This is a genomic window from Roseovarius mucosus (genome assembly GCF_002080415.1).
GTDB lineage: Bacteria > Pseudomonadota > Alphaproteobacteria > Rhodobacterales > Rhodobacteraceae > Roseovarius > Roseovarius mucosus_A.
Window position 1 is genome coordinate 3,330,899 of sequence record NZ_CP020474.1, and the last position, 17,469, is coordinate 3,348,367.

Sequence of the window (17,469 nt, forward strand, 5' to 3'; positions counted from 1 at the left end):
GGATGAGCCTTTCTGATCCATCTCCTCGCGCCAGTGCGCTCGCGCTGGCGTCGGTCAATCCGCAAGGAAAGGCGCTGGGCTTGCGGCCCGGTGACATCCTGATGCGGGTGGACGGGCACGCGGTCGACGGCAAAACCAAGGATATTCAGGCGCTGTTCCGCGAACACCCCGATCGTGCGCGCGCGCTGTGGATCTGGCGGGACGGACAGGTTTGGCCGGTTCTGGGGCGCAGCGCCATTCTGGGACGTTGGCGCGTGATGCCAAAGCCCGAGGTGATCGTCACCCTGCCGGATCACAGCCCGACGGACCGGATGCAAAACTTTGACGTGATGATTGGCCCGGACGAGACCTATGATGCGCAGCCCCGGACGCCGTCGGTTGTCGCGCTCTTGCCGCCGCTTTACATGATCCAGATGCGCCTCTGGACGCCACTCATCCTATGGGCGGCCTTGACGCTGGTCTCTGTGCCCTTGGGATGGATCGCTGGGGCAGCGCTTCAGATGCTTATCTGCGTCTATTTCTGGCGTGCGGCGCCGATGCTGGTGCGCACGGATCGCATGGCGCGGGGCTTTCGCCTATGGCGGGTCATCGCGGCACGCTCAGAGCGTGAATTGCATCGGCAGATGACCACGCTGGCACCAGACTTGCGGTTTGTACACGCGCCAGTGCGGTCGGTGCCAAAGCCTGTCGAGGCGCGCTGACGCCCCGACCGTTCCTTACATGCCGTTCAGCTTGCCCTGACGCTTGCGCTGAAAAGACGAGGGGATATGCAGCATGTCGCGGTATTTTGCGACCGTGCGGCGGGCAAGAACCGGACCATCGGCGCTGATCATCTGGGCGATGGCATCGTCACTCAGCGGATTGGTGGGGTCTTCACCCGCGACCATCTTTTGAATGCGATAACGCACAGCGGCGGCAGAGGCCCCGCCTTCGCCATCAGCATCCCCGGCGAGAGCGGTGCTGAAGAACCGCTTGAGGCCCATGGTGCCTTGCGGGGTGACCATCAGGATGCCCGTGGTCACGCGGCTGACGGTGCTTTCATGCACGCCAATCGCCTGCGCCACATCGGCCAGTGTCATCGGCGCGATCTTGGCGGGGCCATGTTCGAGAAACGCAGCCTGACGGCGCACGATTTCGGCCCCTACGGCAAGGGCGGTCTGATTGCGATGCTCGACCGCGCGGCGCAGCCAGCGGGCGACGCCAAGACGCTCTCCGACATATTCACGGGCGCGTTTGTCTTGGGTTGCGACGGCGGCGCTTTCCTCGTCGACCAGCACGGCGGGCAGGGTCGAGCGGTTGAGTTCAACCTTCCAGCCTGATGCGCCACGGCTGACGATCAGATCGGGCTCGCGCTCGACCAGATTGGCGAGGTGGAAATCAGCGCCGGGTTTGGGGTTGAGGCTGCGCAGTTGTTTCAGCGTCGCGCGCAGGTCGTCCATGGTGCAGGCGCAAACACGGGCCAGACCAGTAAGATCAGCGGCCGCAAGACGCGGCAGATTGTTGAGCACGGCGCGAAAAAGCGGCGTCATCAGCCCCTGATCCTCGGCTTGAAGGGCCAGACATTCGGCGAGGGTGCGGGCAAAGAGGCCAGCAGGCTCGACCGCCTGTACCGCGTGCAGCATATGTTCGGCCTCGGTCATATCGAGGGCGCAGGCAAAGGCGATCTCTTCCAGCGGTTCACCCAACCAGCCATTCTCGTCGAGGGCTTCTAGAAAGCGATCCGCGATCAGACGGTCTTGGGTAGAATTGAACATGAGGTCGAACTGGGCCGCGACATGCGCATAGAGCGAGAGCGGGTGATCGGCGATACGCCCGGTCGCGTCATCGGCATCCGCTCCTTTGCCGCCAACATGCGGCAGGCTGGGCAGGGCGCGTTCAGAGCGGGCCACCTCGATAAAGGGATTTTCCTCGGCTTCTTGCTCGATATAGCGTTGCAAGTCGGTGTTGGACAGTTGCAGCAGGGCAATCGCCTGTTGCATGTGGCCGGTCATCACAAGCCCCTGAGTCTGGGCGGCGCGCTGAGAAATTTGCAGGTTCATCGATTTTTCTCCAATCTCGTGCTTAAATACCTATCTGGCCTGCCGTTAGACTGAAGACTCGGAATTCGACGCTTTGGACGGTGTCGATCCATTGACGGAAAAACCTTCTAACCCCCTTTGATTAAAATGAAAAAACCCCAACGATACCGTTGGGGTTCTTTCGATACTGTCGAGATTTCGACGTTTACCGGAGCAGCGAGAGCATGCCCTGGGCCGACTGGTTGGCCTGTGCGAGCATTGCTGTGCTGGCCTGGGACAGAATCTGCGAGCGTGCCATCTCGGACGATTCCTTGGCAAAGTCGGCATCCATGACCCCCGAACGTGCGGCCTGAACGTTGACCGTGATGTTGGTCAGGTTCGAGATCGTGCTGTCGAGGCGGTTGGACACGGCACCGAGGTCAGAGCGCGATTGGCTAACCTTTTGCAGGGCTACGTCGATCACCTTGAGGGCACTTGCGGCGCCTTCCAGCGTTGTCAGGTCGATTTCAGCAACAGAGCTGAGTTCGGATGTCGTGGCAGCCGATTCAAAGAACACTTCCCCGGCGGTGGTCTCGTCTGTGCCCACAGAGAATTGCTTGGTCGAGCTCAGTTCCACCTGACCGCTGACGGCAACATCGTTGTCGGTGTCGTCCAGCGTGGCCGTATGGGTGCCTGCGGTTGCGCCTGCAGCAGTGCCATCCGAGTTCTGGGCGGTCACAGCCATTGTCGACCCGCCGGTGCCGGTGGTGAAATCGGTGATCAGGATGTCGGCACCGGTGGCGTCCGTCAACTTGATGCTGGAATTGTCATCACCCATGGTCGCGGTCACACCGGTCCGACCCGACTGGTTGTTGATCGCGGTGGCAACGCCGCGCAGATCGGAGGTGTCCGAGATGGCCACGGTGCCGATGTTCACGCCATTGACGTCAAAGGTGACGGTGTCGGCGGCAGAGAAGCTTGACAGTTCGAGGTTGGTCGTGGCCGATGCGGTGACGCCGGTCGAGGCGCTGACATTGTTGATCGCGGCGGCCATTTCCTCGGCCGACTGGCCTGCGCTGGTGGTCAGTTCTGCGCTGCCGGCAAAGCCGGTGATGTTGATGGTCGAGGCGGCGGTGATGCCGGTGTCGCTGGTGCCTGCCCCTGCGGCCAGCGATACGTTTGACGTCACAGTATGCGCACCGATGTCGGTGGCAGCGGCGCTGTCCACGCTGATGTTCAGCACCTGGCCCGCGTCAGCACCGATCTGGAACTGCTTGCCTGTGTAAGAACCGTCAAGAATTTTCATACCGTTAAAGGTGGTGTCTTTGGCGACGCGGTTGATTTCGGTCACGAGCTGCTTGGCTTCGGCCCCGAGGTTCGAGCGGTCAGACGCGGTGTTGGTGTCGTTCGACGACTGAACGGCCAGTTCCCGCAGACGCTGAAGCATGTTCGAAACTTCGACGTGCGCGCCTTCAGTCGTGTCCAGCAGGTTCTTGCCGTCGGTGGCGTTACGAACGGCTTGGTTGAGGCCGGTGATCTGCGAGGTCATCTTTTCCGCGATGGCCATGCCGGCGGCGTCGTCTTTGGCGGCGTTGATGCGCAGGCCCGACGACAGGCGGCTCATGGCCGCGTTCATGTCATCGTTAACGCGGGTCATGTTGGCCTGCGCTGTGATCGCGCTCATGTTGGTATTGATCGTGGTCATTTTCAGTCTCCTGAGTTGGCTTGTTACGTTTGCCGGCGCTTGCTGGCTGTACGCTGCCCAGCGCTTGACAAGAGCAACGGCGGCGGCGGAAAATGTTTAGTAAGATTTCCAAAAATCGTTTTAAGTGTATGTAATTAAACGAATTAATACTTTTGCGACTAACCCTGATCGGCTTGGTATGGTTCTTGCCCCTTCTCTTGCGAGACCTGGCAGAGTGCCGGTTGCCACGCTTTTCAGGGAGTCCCGTCAATGGATATTGCGTCGCTCATCGGTTTGATCGGTGCGCTGGGAATGGTGGTCGGCTCGATGCTGGCTGCGGGCGGTCTGGGGCCGTTCATCGACGTGGCGTCGATCCTAATCGTGTTCGGTGGGACGTTCTTTGCCGTCATGTACAAATGCACTATGCCAATTTTCCTGCGCAGCTTTGGCGCGGTGGGCAAGGCGTTCATGCCCAAGGCACCAAGCAAGGAAGAGCTGATCACCAAGATGGTCGAGTTGTCGGATGTCGCGCGCAAGAATGGCCTTATGGCGCTGGAAAATCAGGAAGTGCCCGACAAGTTCTTTTCCAAGGGATTGCAGATGTTGGTGGATGGCGCGGACGAGTCCAAGCTGGTCAAGCAACTTTCTGATGAGATTAAGGCGATGAAGGTGCGCCACGGCGAAGTGCATGAAGCGCTGCGCGGTTGGATCGACATCGCCCCCGCCATGGGTATGATCGGCACGCTGATTGGTCTGGTGCAGATGCTGGGCAACATGGCTGACCCCAAGGCCATTGGCCCCGCGATGGCGGTGGCGCTTTTGACCACGCTTTACGGGGCTTTCATCGCCAATGTGATGGTCGGCCCCGTTCTGTCCAAGCTGGAGGGATATACCGCCAGTGAAACCGCGTATCGGGATATGGTTCTGGCGGGCCTGCGCAATATCGCCAAGGGTGAATCCGGGCGCAACGTTCAAGAGCAGATGGTCGCGGTGCTGCCGCCCAAGCTGCAAATCAAACTGCTCGCGGCCTAGGCAAGGTGGTCTGAGCCATGGCGCGCAAACCCATTCCCCTGCCGGTGCCCGTCGAGGACCCCGAGGACGAGTGCCCGAAATGCCCGCCCAAGGGCGCACCGGCGTGGATGGCGACCTTTGCCGATATCGCCACGCTGCTGATGGCGTTCTTTGTGCTGATCCTGTCCTTTGCCGAGTTCAACCAACCCAAGTTCAAGATGGTGGCAGGCTCGCTCAGCATGGCCTTTGGGGTGCAACGGCAGGTGCCGGTGATGGAACAGCCCAAGGGCACCACGATTCTGGATCTGTCCTTTAGCCCGTCACCCGAGATGTCGGTCACTGAACAGATGACACAAGACACGACCGAGACAGAGCAGCCCGAAATCCAGCGTCCGGTGACGGAAGAGGATGGCAAGGGCGCTGCCGAGGGCGAAGGGGCCGATGCGCCCGGCCAATCCGAGGCGCGCGAAATGGCCGAGGCTTTGCAAGAGGCGTTGCAGTCTGGTCAGGTCAAGGTCGAGTCCCGCGAAGGTGAAGTGGTGATGACCTTTGATGCCCCCGATGCCCAAAGCCTGCCGGGACAGTTGACCGAGGCCGCCGAGGCCCTGCAACAGGCCGCAGAGGCGACCGGGCAATCCACATCGGATGTGATGATGCAAGGGCTTGCGGACAATATACAAGAGATGGCCGAGGTTATGCAGGGCAAGGCCGAAGCAGAAACCCAAGCCGGCCAATCCGCGCGCAGCGCCGCCATTGCCGATGCGCAACTCCAAGTTGCCTTGCAGCAAGAAATCGGCGAGGGGCTGGTATCGGTCGAACAGCGCGAGGACAAAGTGGTGATTACCGTGGGCGAAGGCGGGGCCTTTCCTTCGGGCGGGGCCGACCTGACGGACGAGGCGCGCGATGTCATGGCACGTCTGGCCTTTGCCGCGATGGGCGAAGCCAGCGAGATTGTCGTGACCGGGCATACAGATTCGGTGCCACTTGGTGGCGCGTCGCCCTATCGCGACAATTGGGGGCTCGCGGCGGCGCGGGCATCGTCGGTCGTGCGTGAATTGTCGGGCTCAGGGCTGATCGAACCCGAGCGTCTGACCGCGACCAGCCGGGGTGAATCCCTGCCCGTGGCTGAGAATGACACTGCAGCGGGCCGGGCACAGAACCGCCGGATCGAGATTGAGATTACCTATTGAGGCGTCGGGGCTAACAGCCCGGCGTTGCGCGCCGTTGTCAGGGGCGAAGAGGGCTTATCATGGAAAACGAGATTCTGACCGCGCTCAATCGCGGCGGCACTGGGATCAATATCGCGGAACTGGCTGACTCGCTCACGCAGGCCGAAATCGCGCCCCGGCGGGCGCTGATCGCCGAGCGCATCGACCGGGCCGAGGTGCGCCTGTCGGGCTATGACCGCCTGCGCGGACAGGCCGAACAGATGGGCGGTGCGCTGGAATTGATGCGCGGCCTCTCGTCTCGCAGTCTAAGCAGTGACAACAGCGCCGTTTCGGTCACGGTCAGTGATCCGGGCAAGGTAGACCTCCAAAACGCGCGCATTGGCGTCTCGCAACTGGCGCAATCGCAGGTGCTGAGCTTTGTCGGCTTTTCCGAGGCCGAGGCCGAGATTGGCGCAGGTGCGCTGACGGTGGAATTCGGCAACTGGTCGGCGGATGTTCCGCCCGTATTCAGCGCCGGGACACGGACGGCGCAAACCATCACCTTTCAACCCGGCAGCAGCCTTGCCGACATGGCCGAGGCGCTGAGCAGCCTTGACGGGCTGTCGGCGCGGGTCATTGACCTTGGCGATGGCACGTTTTCGCTGGGCGTCATTTCCGAAACCGGATCGCAGAACGCGCTGCGCCTCAGCGTGGCGGCGGATGCCGATCCGCGCATGGCGCAATTCGACATCAGCGCCGATCCCGGCGCGGTGCAGGTGCAAGGCGCGCAGGATGCCAAGCTTAGCCTCAATGGCATTGCCGTGACCCGCTCCAGCAATCAGATCGACGATCTTTTGCCCGGTGTGACCCTCAATGTGACGGGGCAGACCCTGAGCGATGCCAACCTGTCGGGCCGCGCCAATGTCGAGGGCGCGCTTGAGGTGATGCAAAGCTTTGTCGACATTATCAACGCCACGCAGGGCCTTGTGAAATCGCTGACTGCGCGCGGCTTTGGCGAAGGTGGCGTGGCGGGCGATCTGGCGGGTGACAGCTTGGCCGATGGCGTGCTGCGCGGCATGCAATCGGTGCTTTCCCGTGGCTTTGGCGTGAAGGGCGTGCATCTGTCGGATATTGGTATCCGAACAGAGCGCGACGGAAGCCTGTCGCTTGATGCTGACCGTTTTTCAACGGCGCTGACGGCCAATCCGGCGCTGCTTGATCCGCTGATCCGTGACGATCTGGTGGGTACGACTGTGCAAATCAGTGGAACACCCGGCAGCGGTGCCACGGCGGGCCGCTATGCGTTGACCCGCGATGCCGCCACGGGCGAGGCCACGCTGGCCGGTGTGGCCTTGATCGGTTCGGCGCAGGCCAATGGCGATTGGACTTACCGCGTGCCCTCGGGGCCGATGCGCGGCCTGACGTTGACGGTTGGCACAGGGACAGAGCGGGCTGAAATCAATTTTCAACCCAGCATGGTTGGCAGCCTGCAATCCTATTTGTCGGGCATCCTGGCCGACGGCAACGCGCTGGCACAGCGCGAGGACGCGCTGGGTGCCTCGATTGTCACCGAAACCACTGCACTCGAAGCGCTGAACTTGCGGTCTGAAGAGGTGCGCACCCGCTATCTTGGGCAGTTCACGCAAATGGAAATGATCGTGACCCAGCTCAATTCAACCGGCGACTACCTGACCAATCTGGTGGAAGGCTGGAATGCGGATCGCTGATCCGCAAAACGGCGCGCGGAACGATGGCGCGGCACCAAGGAAAGGCAAGCGGCATGGCTGAATGGCACGTGGTCTATCAGGTCTTTGGCGGTGCGCCTCTTGGGGCGTGCCCGACCTTGTCGCATGCGGCGGTCGGCGTGGAAGAGTTCGCCGAGTTGCGCGAGGCTGCGCTGTCCGTTGACGGGGTGCTGCTGATCCCAGGGGCGCAGGTAACCCTTAGAGGGGCCGCGTGCACTGTGCTTGGCTCAGGTCGCGCGCAGCCGGGAATCCCCTTGCTTGACGTGATCGAGGCCAAGGGCGAGGCCCGCGATCTGGTTCTTTTGCGGCAGGAAGACACGGGTGAGACCCTCTTTCTCTATCCCCAAGCTGTGCCACATGCGCCGGGAATGGTGGCGCTTGTTGTCGATCTGACCGCTGCCGCCTATCGCCTTGATGCGGGCATGCCGTTGGGATTGGTTGCAGGAACCGGAATCTTGACCCCCACGGGCGAGCGCAATGTGCAGACGCTGGTCGCAGGCGATCGGGTGCTGGATACATCGGGCGCAGAGCGGGTGGTGATCTGGGCGGGAGTGACCGACGTCGATCTTGATCCGCTGACCTCAAATTCGGTGGCACCGGTCAGGTTCGAGGTTGGCGCGCTGGGGGCCGGGCATCCCATGCGCCCGCTCAAACTGTCGCCGTTTCATCATCTGCCTGTGCCGGAGCCGGGTGCCGATGGCGCGCTTTGCCTAGGCCCCGCCTTGGGGTTTGTCGGTTTGCCGGGGGTGCGGGTGGCGCATCTGGCCGGGCGGCTGGCCTATCACCATCTGCTGCTTGATCACCACGCACTGATCCTTGCCAATGGCACCCCGGTCGAGAGCCTTTTTCCCTGTCCTGCGATGATTGCGCGGCTGGCACCAGAGCTGCGGGCCGAGGCGCATGCGGCGCTTGCGGTGGCGGGTCATGCTGGGCGGGCCTATGCACCGCTGGCTGAAACCTTGGGCGTCTGGCAAACCCGCGACGCGCTGGCGCTCTGGCCCGAGGCCCTTCCCGAGAACGAAATCCTTTTGGCCGGTTGATCCGCCCGCACGCTCTGGCGGATCACTCTGCTGCGGTGTTGTGCAGCCGCGCCTGCATCAGGTCGCGCAACTGGCCGATAGCCGCTTTCTTGATCTGCGACACGCGCCCGGTTGTGACATCAAGGATCGCCGCGATTTCATAGACGTTAAGCTCTTCGACATAATAGAGTTGCAGCACCAAGGCCGAGCGTTCAGGCAGATCCTGCAGCGCGCTTTGCAGCAGGGCCTTGAGCTGGATATGTTCGACCTCATCCTCGGGGGTAGACCCATGATCGCTAAAAAGCAGCGAGTGATCGGTATAAACCTCGTCGAGCGACTGAAGCTGATTGGTCTGAAAGCGGTTTTCCCAGTCCTGGAATTCCTCGGTCGAAAGTTCGAGTGACTGCGCCAGTTCCGGCACCTCGGGTTCGCGCCCAAGCTTTTGCGACAGCTTGCGGCGCGTGGCCTCGATCTTTTGGCGCATGGTGATGGAGTTGCGGCACAGGTTGGAATTGCGGCGCAGATGGTCGATGATCGAGCCACGAATACGGATGGCTGCATAGGCGGCAAAGCTGACCCCATCACAGACCGAATAGCGTTGCGAGGCGTCGATCAGGCCCAGATAACCTGCCTGCAGCAGGTCGTCGATCTCGATGAAACGACCCACGCGACCGTGGAAATGCCACGCAAGGCGCTGCACAAGCGGCATGTGCTGTTCGACCAGACGGGTCGGATTGGGTTGTTGTTCCGCATAGGCTTGGGGGGCGATCATGACCGGGACTCCGCATCGGGGCCGTGGTGGCGAAAGAGCATGGGCTGAGCCAAAGGCGCAGGATCATCGTTGGTCGCGGGTTCGGTTGCGCAGTCGCCTTCGATCACGCGCAAGCCCTCGACCAGCCGGTCGTTGGAGGCGCACCAGAGCGGCACCAGACCCACAGCCCGCAAGGCCGCCACATCCGTGGTTGCGTCAGGCATGTCCTCGGACCCCGACAGGATCGCAGAGTCTATCCGCTCTGCCCAACGCTGCCGGAGGGCGGCGATGCGCTCGGGGCGCAGGCCGCCGGGCACGACCAGCGCGGCGCGGGCCTCTGGCAACTCCAGCGCGACTTCGGCCAAAGATGTGCCATCGTTGCCCCGCCCTGAGATCACGACGATCTGGACAGTGCCCGCTTGCGGCGCGGCGAGGGTGTCGGGGGTATGAAACAGGGTTGTCATACCCAATAGATGCGATTTCTGTGCCAAGACGGCGCCATCCCCATGCGATCCTGTGCCACAAAAGCAGAATTCTACGGTCAGACCCGGTGTGCGGGTCAGGCGCATCAGGGCCAGTTGCAAGGCGACCTGCGATTTGCCCGCGCCGACCGTCCCCACAAGGACAATCCGGGGGGCCGAGAGCAGGCGATCGCGCAGGATGAGCGGATCAGGCAGGGCAGGGGCCGGGGCCACGGGCTCTGGCGTTTTGTGGTCGGGGGCTTGCGCTTCGGGTGTCTCGGGGGCCGTGGCAGTGGCAGGCACAGTGGCAGGCGCAGTGGCCTTGGCCTCGCCCAGCATCCGGTCAAAGGGTTTGGGCGCATGGGCATTCAGAAAGCTGGGCAAGCGTGGTGCAGCTGCTGTGACCGCAGCGGTCATCCGCCCAGACGACGATGGCGGGGTGATCGGGTCAATCGGTTCATCAATCACCACGTCGACGCGCGGCGGCGTGGGCACAGCCCGCAGACGTGGCGCGGGTTTGATCAGGGCCTCGGGATCGTCATCGCTGGCCACGATTACCACTTGCCCGTCGATCAGGTCATTCGACAGGATCAGGGCGTCCGGCCCGAGGCGGCGTTGCACCTGTTCCAGCGCGGTCACGCTGTCGGGGGCGCGAAAGGTCATCGTGCTCATTGGTCACATCCTCAGTTGGACGGTTTTGGCGGGGCGGTTCTGGCACCGCCGATAGAGGCGGCAATCTCGACGCGGCGATTATCGGGCAGTTCGGAGACGGCCATCACGATGGCATCGACACCATGGGTGCGCAGAAAGGCGGCAAAGGCGCGGCGCAGCGCGGCGGAAACCACCACGACCGCCTGTCGGCCCTGACCGGCCAGCGCTTCCTGCGCCTCGTTCAACTGGCCAAGGATCTGGCGCGTTAACCCCTGCTCGACGATCAGCCCGGCGCTCTCATGCTTGGACCGGGTCAACAAATCTTCGAGTTCGGGGGCCAGCGTGATCAGGTGCAGGCTATCTTTGAGTGGTGCAATCTGTTGCAAGAGTTGCGGGGCAAGCGCAGGGCGCAGCGCCTCGGCCATATCCTGCGGTTCGCTGAGGCGGGCGGACATGCCTGCCAGGTCTTCGAGGATGCGTGGCAGGTCGGCAATCGGCATCCGCTCTCGCAAGAGCGCGCGCAAAACGGCGGTCAGCACATGCAGCGGCACCAGTTTCGGCACCACGGATTCGACCAGCGTCGGGGCCGAGCGTTCCAGATTGTCCAAGAGCCCCTGCACGTCATCCGCGCCCAAGAGATCGGCGGCATGGGCATAAAGCATCTGGCTGAGATGGGTGGCGACCACAGAGGCGGGTTCAACCACGACGTAGTCATCCGCCTCGGCCTCGGTCTGTTGATGCGGCTGAATCCAGACGGCATCCATGCCAAAGGACGGGTCCTTGACCTCGATCCCGCGCAGCTTCCGGGTGGTGCCGCCGCCGGGCAGCGCCAGCTTGCGATCTGGATAGGCCATATCCTCGGCCACGATGGCCTGACGGATACGGATGCGGTAGCTGTTGGCAGGCAGGCCCATATCGTCGCGGATGCGCACGCCGGGAATGACAAAGCCCATGGCCGTCGACACTTCGCGCCGGATGCCGGTAATGCGCGATACGAGCGCGCCGCCGGCACCCTCTTCGATCAGGGGAATGAGGCCGAAACCGATCTGGATGGTGATGGGGGCATAATCCGTCACCTCTTCGGCGGTGATGGCCCCGCTTGTATCTGGGCGCGTGCCCGTCTGTCCGGCGCTTGCGCCGCCCGGGGCGGGAAGTGCTGCGCGACGCGGCGCTTGGCCGGGGGCAGCCGCAGGTGCGGTCTCACCGGGGGCGAGCTGTTTGCGGGTGGCCCAGGCTACGCCGCCTGCGGCAAGCGCTGCGATGAGAAAGAGCAGGTTCGGCATGCCCGGAATGAGGCCCATGATGGCCATGACCGCCGCCACGGGCAGCCACGCCCGGTGCATGCCGATCTGGCTGCCGATATGGCCCGTCATGTCTTTGGTCGAGGCCACACGTGTCACGATCACTGCCGTGGCGATCGAGAGCAAGAGCGACGGGATTTGCGCCACAAGACCATCGCCGATGGACAAGAGCACGTAGGTTTCCGCCGCTTGGCCCAGCGAGAGCCCGTGCTGTGCGGTGCCAATCACAATACCGCCCAGAATATTGGCGGCGAGGATCAGGATACCGGCAATGGCGTCACCCTTGACGAATTTCGAGGCACCATCCATGGCACCGTAGAAATCCGCCTCTTCGCCCACTTCGGCGCGGCGTGCGCGCGCTTGTTCCGGGGTTAGAATTCCAGCGTTGAGATCGGCGTCAATCGCCATCTGCTTGCCGGGCATGGCATCGAGGGTGAAGCGGGCCGACACCTCGGACACGCGACCGGCACCCTTGGTGATAACCATCAGGTTGATGATCACGAGGATCACAAAAACCACCAGACCCACAGCGAAATTGCCGGCAATCACGAAATTGCCAAAGGCTTCGATCACCTTGCCCGCCGCCCCGCTGCCCTCGTGCCCCGAGGTCAGAACGATCCGCGTCGAGGCCACGTTGAGCGCAAGGCGGAACACGGTGGCAATCAGCAGGACCGACGGAAAAGACGAGAAATCAAGCGGACGGTAGCTATAGAGCGCGACCATCAGCACCAAAAGCGACAGAAGGATGTTGAATACAAAGAAAATGTCGAGCAGCGCCAAGGGCAGCGGCAGCACCATCATCGCCACAACGGCGAGGATGCCCACAGGCAGCAGGCCAGCCCCGAGTTGCGGGCGGTAAGAGGCACGGCTCAGCGCGGCCATCGGGTATCCCTTGTGTTGCATCACATCGGGGTAATCGGTGCAAATCGCGTGCCAATTTTCGGGTCTCACGGCGGGGGGGTGGAATGGGCTTGGGGCTGGCACGCACCTTGCAGGTCTGGCGCTGAAAACCGCGCCTGTCTGGCCCCGTCAAAAGAGGTTCCCATGTTCTCCAGATTGCTTCGTCCCCTGCTCTTGCCGCTGGCCTTGATGCCGCTTGGTGCCTGCATGTCATCCGGTCGTGCGGTCGATGCCCTGCCTGCCGATGCCAGCCCCCGAACCGAGGCTGTGGCCCAGTTGCGGGATGATCTGTCGGGCCTGCCTGTGCCTGCGGCGGCGCAGGCACCTGAGGTGGTGCAATTCACCGGGCTTGGCCTGTCGCAGGTCTCGACCCAGCCGGGGGCCTCGATCAACGAGCGGCGCCTGATGGCGATCCGCGCTGCGCGGCTTGAGGCGATCCGCGATCTGACCGAGCAAATCCACGGCATCCGCATCAATTCCGAAAGCACGCTGCACGATCAGGTTCTGCGCAGCGACACGGTGCGCGCGGTGGTGGCAGGTGAAATCCGGGGGGCGCGCACCCTGCGGATCACGCCCAAAGGCGACGATTCCTTTGAGGTGGTGCTGGCACTTGATCCCGATACGGTCCGCTACATCCTGCGCGCCGTGCGGCAGCGGGGCTAGGCCATGTGGGGGCATGTGTTTCGGCCGCAATTCTGGTTTCTGGTTCTGCTGAGCAGCCTCTTTTGTGCCGCGGCTGGGGCCAAAGAGGCAACGCTCTGGGTTGAGGCTGAGGGGCGGGCCTATGTCGCCTCTGCCGCCGATCAGGACGCGGCACGCCGCCGCGCGATTGGCGAGGCGCTGGTGACGGCGGCGCTGTCGGGTGGGGCGTCCTTGCGCGGTCATACCGCGATGGACAAGGGGCGTATCACCGCTGATCTGACCATTTTGCGCCCCACGGGGCGTATTCTGACCCACCGTGTCCTGTCTGCCCAGTTGCAGAACGGGGAATGGTTGGTGCGGGTCGCGGCGGAAGTTGGGCCGATGCCGGTGGGTGCCTGTGCGTCGCGCCGGCGGATGACGGTCAGCGCCACGCCGCCGCAAATCCGGGTAACCCCCGAGGCCTCGGCCTGGGCGGAACCCCTAGCGCAGGGGCTGGCACGCGACCTGATGGAGGTACTGCGCGCCCATCCTGATACCGATCTGGAACGGATCGCGCCCGTCTCTGCCGCGCCGGTTGCGGCGGCGCTGGATTACACCGCGCTGACACGGGGGCAATCCCTGCCCGCGCCGGGCGATCACCGCATGAGCCAAAGCATCACCGTGGAGCGGCAAGGCAAGCTCTTGCGCCTCACGCTTGACCTTGCGCTGATGGGGCAAGACGGCACCAACGTCACCCGCCGCTTTCAGCGCGAGGCCATGGTGCCGCGTGGCGGCTTTGCGGGCTATGTCGCGGGCCAGAGCCGCAGCCGCGCGGAAACCGATCTAACTGCTGGCCTCTTGCTAGAGGTGCGCGCCATGCTCGACGGTCTGGCCTGCCAACCCGCCGAGGCGCGTCTGGCGTTGGGTGCGGATGGGCTGAGCGTGCCCTTGGGGCGTCGGCATGGGCTGACGCGGGCAAGCCTTGCTTTTGTCGATGATCCCAATGACGGTTTCGGCCTGTTGGAAGTGGTCAGCCTCGACAATCGCCATACCACGCTACGCCCGCTCGATCCCACACGATCCCCGGCAAGTTTCAATGGCTTGCGGGTCTATTTTGTCGAGGCGGGGCTGTGATCCGGGGCGGAATTGCTGTGGTTTTGGCCTGCCTCTTGCCCCTTGATGCAGCGGCTCTGGACGGACAGGCGGTGCAGGCGGTGATTGCGCAAGCGCTGCGCGATGCAGGGCAGGGGGGCGCGCCGGTGGTCTCGGCCAATCGGCCCTATCCCCCTTGTATGGACCCCCTCAACGTCGCGCCACATCAGGGCGGCTGGCAGGCGGTGCAAGTGACCTGCGCCAGCCCGGGTGGCTGGAGCCGGGTGATCCGGATCGAAGGCGGGGCCGCCGCGCCACGCCTGCCGGGGGTGACCGACGATGCACCGCAACGCCCCGCTCTGGTGCTGACCGAAAGCCTGCCGCGCGGCACCGTTCTTGAGGCCACGCATCTGCGTGAAGCCCCGATTGGCGCGCGCGCGCGGGGCGATCTGGTGATGTCGCCAGAGACGGCTATCGGTCGCCGCCTCAAAAGCAACTTGGGTGCCGGTCAGCCGCTTTTGGCGCGGCATCTGGAACATGACTGGCAGGTCGATGTGGGCGGCCCGGTGACGATTGCCACCGATCTCGGCGGTATTCGGATCGAGGCAGCAGGCGTCGCGCTGGAGCCCGGCCAGATGGGGCAGGATATCCGCGTGACCAATGCTGGCAGTGGCGAGGTGGTGCATGTCACCGTGACGGGACGCAACAAAGTGACGGTGCGTCCTAACATTCGGTGAAGACCTGCCGTTTTTCACTCCAAGAACAGCGCCCCAATGGCGCCTCACCGGAGAGATCAGATGGTCGATTCAGTCAATTCTTCCCACGCCGCGCGACCGCGGCTCATGCCGGTCTCGACCGAGGCCTCACCGGGCGGTGCCAGCGGTGCCAAGGCACACAAGCCCGTCAGTGCGGTGGATTCCGTGAAACTCAGCTCTTCGGCCTCGGTCGGGGTGATCGAGAAAATGGTCGAGCAAGGCCCGCCCTTTGATGCCGAGCGTGTCTCGCGGATCAAAGAGGCGGTCGCCAACGGCAACTATCCGGTTGATGCCAAGCGCATCGCCGACAGCATTTTTCAGGACTACAGCGCGATGACGCGCTGAGACAAGGCAGAGCATGACCTACTTTGAAATTACCCTCTACGCGCTCGCGGTGCTTTGCATGATCACCCTGCCGCTGCTTGTGGCGGTCTCGGTTCGGATCGCGCGAATGTTGGCGCATCTGAGCGGACAGGTCCTGCGGTTGAGCGATCCGGAGATTGACCATATCGCACGGCGTCTGGGTCACAGACTGGGCCTGAGCGACGAGGCATCGCTGATGAGCATCGCCGACCGCATGGACGAGATGCGCCGCGATTTCGACTGGCTGGTGAGTGACCGCATGATCGAACAGGCCATCGACATGGCCCGATTTGGCCAAAAGCCCGACAGCATCGCCCGCAACACCGGCATTAGCGCCTCGGAGCTGGAAGCAATCCGCAAGCTGCGCAAGCACTAAGCGCAAACAAAGTACGAACCTGTAATAATCACGCCCCGGCCATAGGCCGGGGCGTTTTCTTTTTGCGCGTCAGCCCACTAGCCCGTCGAACTTGCGCGCGAGTTTCACGTCAAGGCTGCTCAATCCGTCCACATCATGTGTGGTCAGCGTAACCTCGACACGGGAATAGACATTGAACCATTCGGGATGGTGGTTCCACTTCTCGGCCCAGATCGCGGCACGGGTCATGAACCCCATAGCTTCGGGAAAGTCGCTGAATTTATAGGTCTTGGAGATGGCATCACGCCCCTCGACCATGGCCCAGCCATTCTCCAAAAGCGGTGCCAGCGTTGTCTTGCGGGCGGTGTCGCTGAGCTTCTCGGTCATTCGTGATCCTCCTGTGCGGTCTTGCGGAACGGCCCATAGCTGGTGAGGATATCTATATCCTGGTCAACTGCGGCACGCTCGGCCTTGAGATACTGCGCCACCGCCTCGGCAAAGCCGGGATCGCGCAGCCAATGCAGCGAATGTGTGGCCACCGGCAGATAGCCGCGCGCCAATTTATGTTCGCCCTGCGCGCCAGCCTCTACTCTTTGCAGACCCTGAGCAATCGCAAATTCGATAGCCCGGTAATAACAGAGTTCGAAATGCAGGCAGGGATGATCCTCGATCGCGCCCCAATACCGGCCATAAAGCGCCGATGCGCCGATCAGGTTCAAAGCACCCGCTATAGGTTGCCCGTTTCGCAAGGCGAGGATCAGCAATATATCATCGCGCAGCGTTTCATGCGCACGGGTGAAAAAGGCGCGGGTGAGATAGGGCGTGCCCCATTTGCGCGCGCCGGTGTCCTGATAAAAGGCCCAGACCGCGTCCCAGTGTTCGGGCAGGATCTGATCGCCGGTCAGGGTCACAATCTCGCCGCCGAACTCTGCAGCGCGGGCGCGTTCCTTGCGGATCGCTTTGCGCTTGCGCGAGGATAGATCGGCCAAAAAGGCGTCAAAATCGGCATAGCCGCGATTGATCCAGTGATATTGCTGGCTGCGCCGGGGCAATAGGCCAAGGGCCGCGCCCGCCTCTGACTCTGCTTGCGTGCAAAATGTGATATGCAGCGATGACAGCCCATTGCGCAGCGCCACATCGCGCGCGCCCTCAATCAATGCTGCGCGCCCCGTGTCCTCATACCCCGGACGGGTTAACAGGCGGCGGCCTGTCGCGGGGGTAAAGGGCACGGCGATCTGGAATTTCGGGTAATAGCGCCCGCCCGCACGTTCATAGGCATGCGCCCAGTTGTGATCAAAGATGTATTCGCCTTGAGAGTGGGATTTTAGGTAAAGCGGGGCCACGGCGATGATCTGACCATGCTGTTCGGCGCTCAGGTAATGCGGTTGCCAACCGCTGCCCGTGCCGACCGAGCGGCTGTCTTCCAAGGCCTTGAGAAAGCGGTAGGTGGTGAAAGGATCGTCTGGCCTGCCTTCGGCGGTTTCGGGACAGGCGCAGGCATCCCAAGCCACCTGCCCGATGTCGGACAGGCGCTCATGCAGGGTGACGGTGATCTGATCTTGCGTCATCTGCCCTGACGGTTCCTTTGCCCCGGCGGATTAATTGGGTCACGCGG

The 17,469-nt window shown here is 62.9% G+C and carries 17 protein-coding genes; 10 read left to right on the forward strand and 7 right to left on the reverse strand.

The window, feature by feature from the left end:
* Nucleotides 1–2: 2 nt before the first annotated feature.
* Nucleotides 3–701 carry a PDZ domain-containing protein gene (locus tag ROSMUCSMR3_RS15860; protein ID WP_081507935.1) on the forward strand — a complete coding sequence of 233 codons (699 nt, stop codon included), beginning with the start codon at nt 3–5 and terminating at the stop codon, nt 699–701.
* 15 nt (nt 702–716) lie between these two features.
* On the opposite strand, the gene rpoN is transcribed toward ROSMUCSMR3_RS15860, so the two are convergent.
* A complete protein-coding gene (gene rpoN / locus ROSMUCSMR3_RS15865) occupies nt 717–2,039 on the reverse strand; it encodes an RNA polymerase factor sigma-54 (protein ID WP_081507936.1) in 1,323 nt (440 codons plus the stop codon).
* A 184-nt stretch (nt 2,040–2,223) separates the two neighbouring features.
* Nucleotides 2,224–3,702 carry a flagellin gene (locus tag ROSMUCSMR3_RS15870; protein WP_081507937.1) on the reverse strand — a complete coding sequence of 493 codons (1,479 nt, stop codon included), beginning with the start codon at nt 3,700–3,702 and terminating at the stop codon, nt 2,224–2,226.
* A gap of 249 nt (nt 3,703–3,951) precedes the next feature.
* On the opposite strand from ROSMUCSMR3_RS15870, the gene ROSMUCSMR3_RS15875 reads away from it, so the two are divergent.
* From ROSMUCSMR3_RS15875 to ROSMUCSMR3_RS15890, 4 genes are read left to right on the forward strand one after another with little or no spacing between them, the layout of a single operon-like run.
* Nucleotides 3,952–4,713 (forward strand): motility protein A, encoded by a 762-nt coding sequence (locus tag ROSMUCSMR3_RS15875; RefSeq protein ID WP_081507938.1) that lies wholly within the window; start codon nt 3,952–3,954, stop codon nt 4,711–4,713.
* A 17-nt stretch (nt 4,714–4,730) separates the two neighbouring features.
* Entirely contained in the window at nt 4,731–5,882 is a 1,152-nt protein-coding gene (locus ROSMUCSMR3_RS15880; RefSeq protein WP_008279923.1) for a flagellar motor protein MotB, read from the forward strand.
* Between the two features lie 59 nt (nt 5,883–5,941).
* A complete protein-coding gene (gene fliD / locus ROSMUCSMR3_RS15885) occupies nt 5,942–7,567 on the forward strand; it encodes a flagellar filament capping protein FliD (RefSeq protein ID WP_081507939.1) in 1,626 nt (541 codons plus the stop codon).
* Nucleotides 7,568–7,620: 53 nt separating this feature from the next.
* Nucleotides 7,621–8,625, forward strand: a complete 1,005-nt coding sequence (locus ROSMUCSMR3_RS15890) for a Hint domain-containing protein (protein ID WP_157667337.1) — start codon at nt 7,621–7,623, stop codon at nt 8,623–8,625.
* A 22-nt stretch (nt 8,626–8,647) separates the two neighbouring features.
* Here ROSMUCSMR3_RS15890 and ROSMUCSMR3_RS15895 read toward each other — a convergent pair whose 3' ends face one another.
* The 3 genes from ROSMUCSMR3_RS15895 to flhA are packed head-to-tail and all read right to left on the reverse strand — an operon-like array spanning nt 8,648 to nt 12,650.
* Complete coding sequence (locus ROSMUCSMR3_RS15895) at nt 8,648–9,376, reverse strand: sigma-70 family RNA polymerase sigma factor (protein ID WP_081507941.1); 729 nt, start codon at nt 9,374–9,376, stop codon at nt 8,648–8,650.
* Nucleotides 9,373–10,488, reverse strand: coding sequence for a hypothetical protein (locus tag ROSMUCSMR3_RS15900; RefSeq protein ID WP_081507942.1), 1,116 nt, complete (start codon nt 10,486–10,488; stop codon nt 9,373–9,375). Before ROSMUCSMR3_RS15900 ends, ROSMUCSMR3_RS15895 begins: the two co-directional genes overlap by 4 nt.
* A gap of 11 nt (nt 10,489–10,499) precedes the next feature.
* Nucleotides 10,500–12,650, reverse strand: coding sequence for a flagellar biosynthesis protein FlhA (gene flhA, locus ROSMUCSMR3_RS15905; RefSeq protein WP_081507943.1), 2,151 nt, complete (start codon nt 12,648–12,650; stop codon nt 10,500–10,502).
* 162 nt (nt 12,651–12,812) lie between these two features.
* Here flhA and ROSMUCSMR3_RS15910 point away from each other — a divergent pair, with 162 nt between their 5' ends.
* From ROSMUCSMR3_RS15910 to ROSMUCSMR3_RS15930, 5 genes are read left to right on the forward strand one after another with little or no spacing between them, the layout of a single operon-like run.
* Entirely contained in the window at nt 12,813–13,331 is a 519-nt protein-coding gene (locus ROSMUCSMR3_RS15910) for an LPP20 family lipoprotein (protein ID WP_008279929.1), read from the forward strand.
* 3 nt (nt 13,332–13,334) lie between these two features.
* A complete protein-coding gene (locus ROSMUCSMR3_RS15915) occupies nt 13,335–14,423 on the forward strand; it encodes a flagellar assembly protein T N-terminal domain-containing protein (RefSeq protein ID WP_081507944.1) in 1,089 nt (362 codons plus the stop codon).
* Nucleotides 14,420–15,118, forward strand: coding sequence for a flagellar basal body P-ring formation chaperone FlgA (gene flgA / locus ROSMUCSMR3_RS15920; protein ID WP_081507945.1), 699 nt, complete (start codon nt 14,420–14,422; stop codon nt 15,116–15,118). The genes ROSMUCSMR3_RS15915 and flgA overlap by 4 nt, the downstream gene beginning before the upstream one ends.
* 60 nt (nt 15,119–15,178) lie before the next feature.
* The gene (gene flgM / locus ROSMUCSMR3_RS15925) at nt 15,179–15,481 is read left to right on the forward strand and encodes a flagellar biosynthesis anti-sigma factor FlgM (protein WP_008279932.1); all 303 of its coding nucleotides are present in this window, start codon (nt 15,179–15,181) and stop codon (nt 15,479–15,481) included.
* 13 nt (nt 15,482–15,494) lie between these two features.
* Complete coding sequence (locus ROSMUCSMR3_RS15930) at nt 15,495–15,875, forward strand: hypothetical protein (RefSeq protein WP_008279933.1); 381 nt, start codon at nt 15,495–15,497, stop codon at nt 15,873–15,875.
* A gap of 69 nt (nt 15,876–15,944) precedes the next feature.
* Here the strand turns inward: ROSMUCSMR3_RS15930 and ROSMUCSMR3_RS15935 are convergent, their stop codons facing one another.
* Together ROSMUCSMR3_RS15935 and ROSMUCSMR3_RS15940 are read right to left on the reverse strand one after the other, a co-directional pair.
* Entirely contained in the window at nt 15,945–16,241 is a 297-nt protein-coding gene (locus ROSMUCSMR3_RS15935) for a 4a-hydroxytetrahydrobiopterin dehydratase (protein ID WP_008279934.1), read from the reverse strand.
* The gene (locus tag ROSMUCSMR3_RS15940; protein WP_008279935.1) at nt 16,238–17,422 is read right to left on the reverse strand and encodes a GNAT family N-acetyltransferase; all 1,185 of its coding nucleotides are present in this window, start codon (nt 17,420–17,422) and stop codon (nt 16,238–16,240) included. Before ROSMUCSMR3_RS15940 ends, ROSMUCSMR3_RS15935 begins: the two co-directional genes overlap by 4 nt.
* Nucleotides 17,423–17,469 lie beyond the last annotated feature (47 nt).

What these genes read in the sequence shown, in the direction of transcription:
- ROSMUCSMR3_RS15860 (WP_081507935.1), top strand. Translation starts at nt 3, where the DNA reads ATGAGCCTTTCTGATCCATCTCCTCGCGCCAGTGCGCTCGCGCTGGCG.
- rpoN (WP_081507936.1), bottom strand. Translation starts at nt 2,039, where the DNA reads ATGAACCTGCAAATTTCTCAGCGCGCCGCCCAGACTCAGGGGCTTGTG.
- ROSMUCSMR3_RS15870 (WP_081507937.1), bottom strand. Translation starts at nt 3,702, where the DNA reads ATGACCACGATCAATACCAACATGAGCGCGATCACAGCGCAGGCCAAC.
- ROSMUCSMR3_RS15875 (WP_081507938.1), top strand. Translation starts at nt 3,952, where the DNA reads ATGGATATTGCGTCGCTCATCGGTTTGATCGGTGCGCTGGGAATGGTG.
- ROSMUCSMR3_RS15880 (WP_008279923.1), top strand. Translation starts at nt 4,731, where the DNA reads ATGGCGCGCAAACCCATTCCCCTGCCGGTGCCCGTCGAGGACCCCGAG.
- fliD (WP_081507939.1), top strand. Translation starts at nt 5,942, where the DNA reads ATGGAAAACGAGATTCTGACCGCGCTCAATCGCGGCGGCACTGGGATC.
- ROSMUCSMR3_RS15890 (WP_157667337.1), top strand. Translation starts at nt 7,621, where the DNA reads ATGGCTGAATGGCACGTGGTCTATCAGGTCTTTGGCGGTGCGCCTCTT.
- ROSMUCSMR3_RS15895 (WP_081507941.1), bottom strand. Translation starts at nt 9,376, where the DNA reads ATGATCGCCCCCCAAGCCTATGCGGAACAACAACCCAATCCGACCCGT.
- ROSMUCSMR3_RS15900 (WP_081507942.1), bottom strand. Translation starts at nt 10,488, where the DNA reads ATGAGCACGATGACCTTTCGCGCCCCCGACAGCGTGACCGCGCTGGAA.
- flhA (WP_081507943.1), bottom strand. Translation starts at nt 12,650, where the DNA reads ATGGCCGCGCTGAGCCGTGCCTCTTACCGCCCGCAACTCGGGGCTGGC.
- ROSMUCSMR3_RS15910 (WP_008279929.1), top strand. Translation starts at nt 12,813, where the DNA reads ATGTTCTCCAGATTGCTTCGTCCCCTGCTCTTGCCGCTGGCCTTGATG.
- ROSMUCSMR3_RS15915 (WP_081507944.1), top strand. Translation starts at nt 13,335, where the DNA reads ATGTGGGGGCATGTGTTTCGGCCGCAATTCTGGTTTCTGGTTCTGCTG.
- flgM (WP_008279932.1), top strand. Translation starts at nt 15,179, where the DNA reads ATGGTCGATTCAGTCAATTCTTCCCACGCCGCGCGACCGCGGCTCATG.
- ROSMUCSMR3_RS15930 (WP_008279933.1), top strand. Translation starts at nt 15,495, where the DNA reads ATGACCTACTTTGAAATTACCCTCTACGCGCTCGCGGTGCTTTGCATG.
- ROSMUCSMR3_RS15935 (WP_008279934.1), bottom strand. Translation starts at nt 16,241, where the DNA reads ATGACCGAGAAGCTCAGCGACACCGCCCGCAAGACAACGCTGGCACCG.
- ROSMUCSMR3_RS15940 (WP_008279935.1), bottom strand. Translation starts at nt 17,422, where the DNA reads ATGACGCAAGATCAGATCACCGTCACCCTGCATGAGCGCCTGTCCGAC.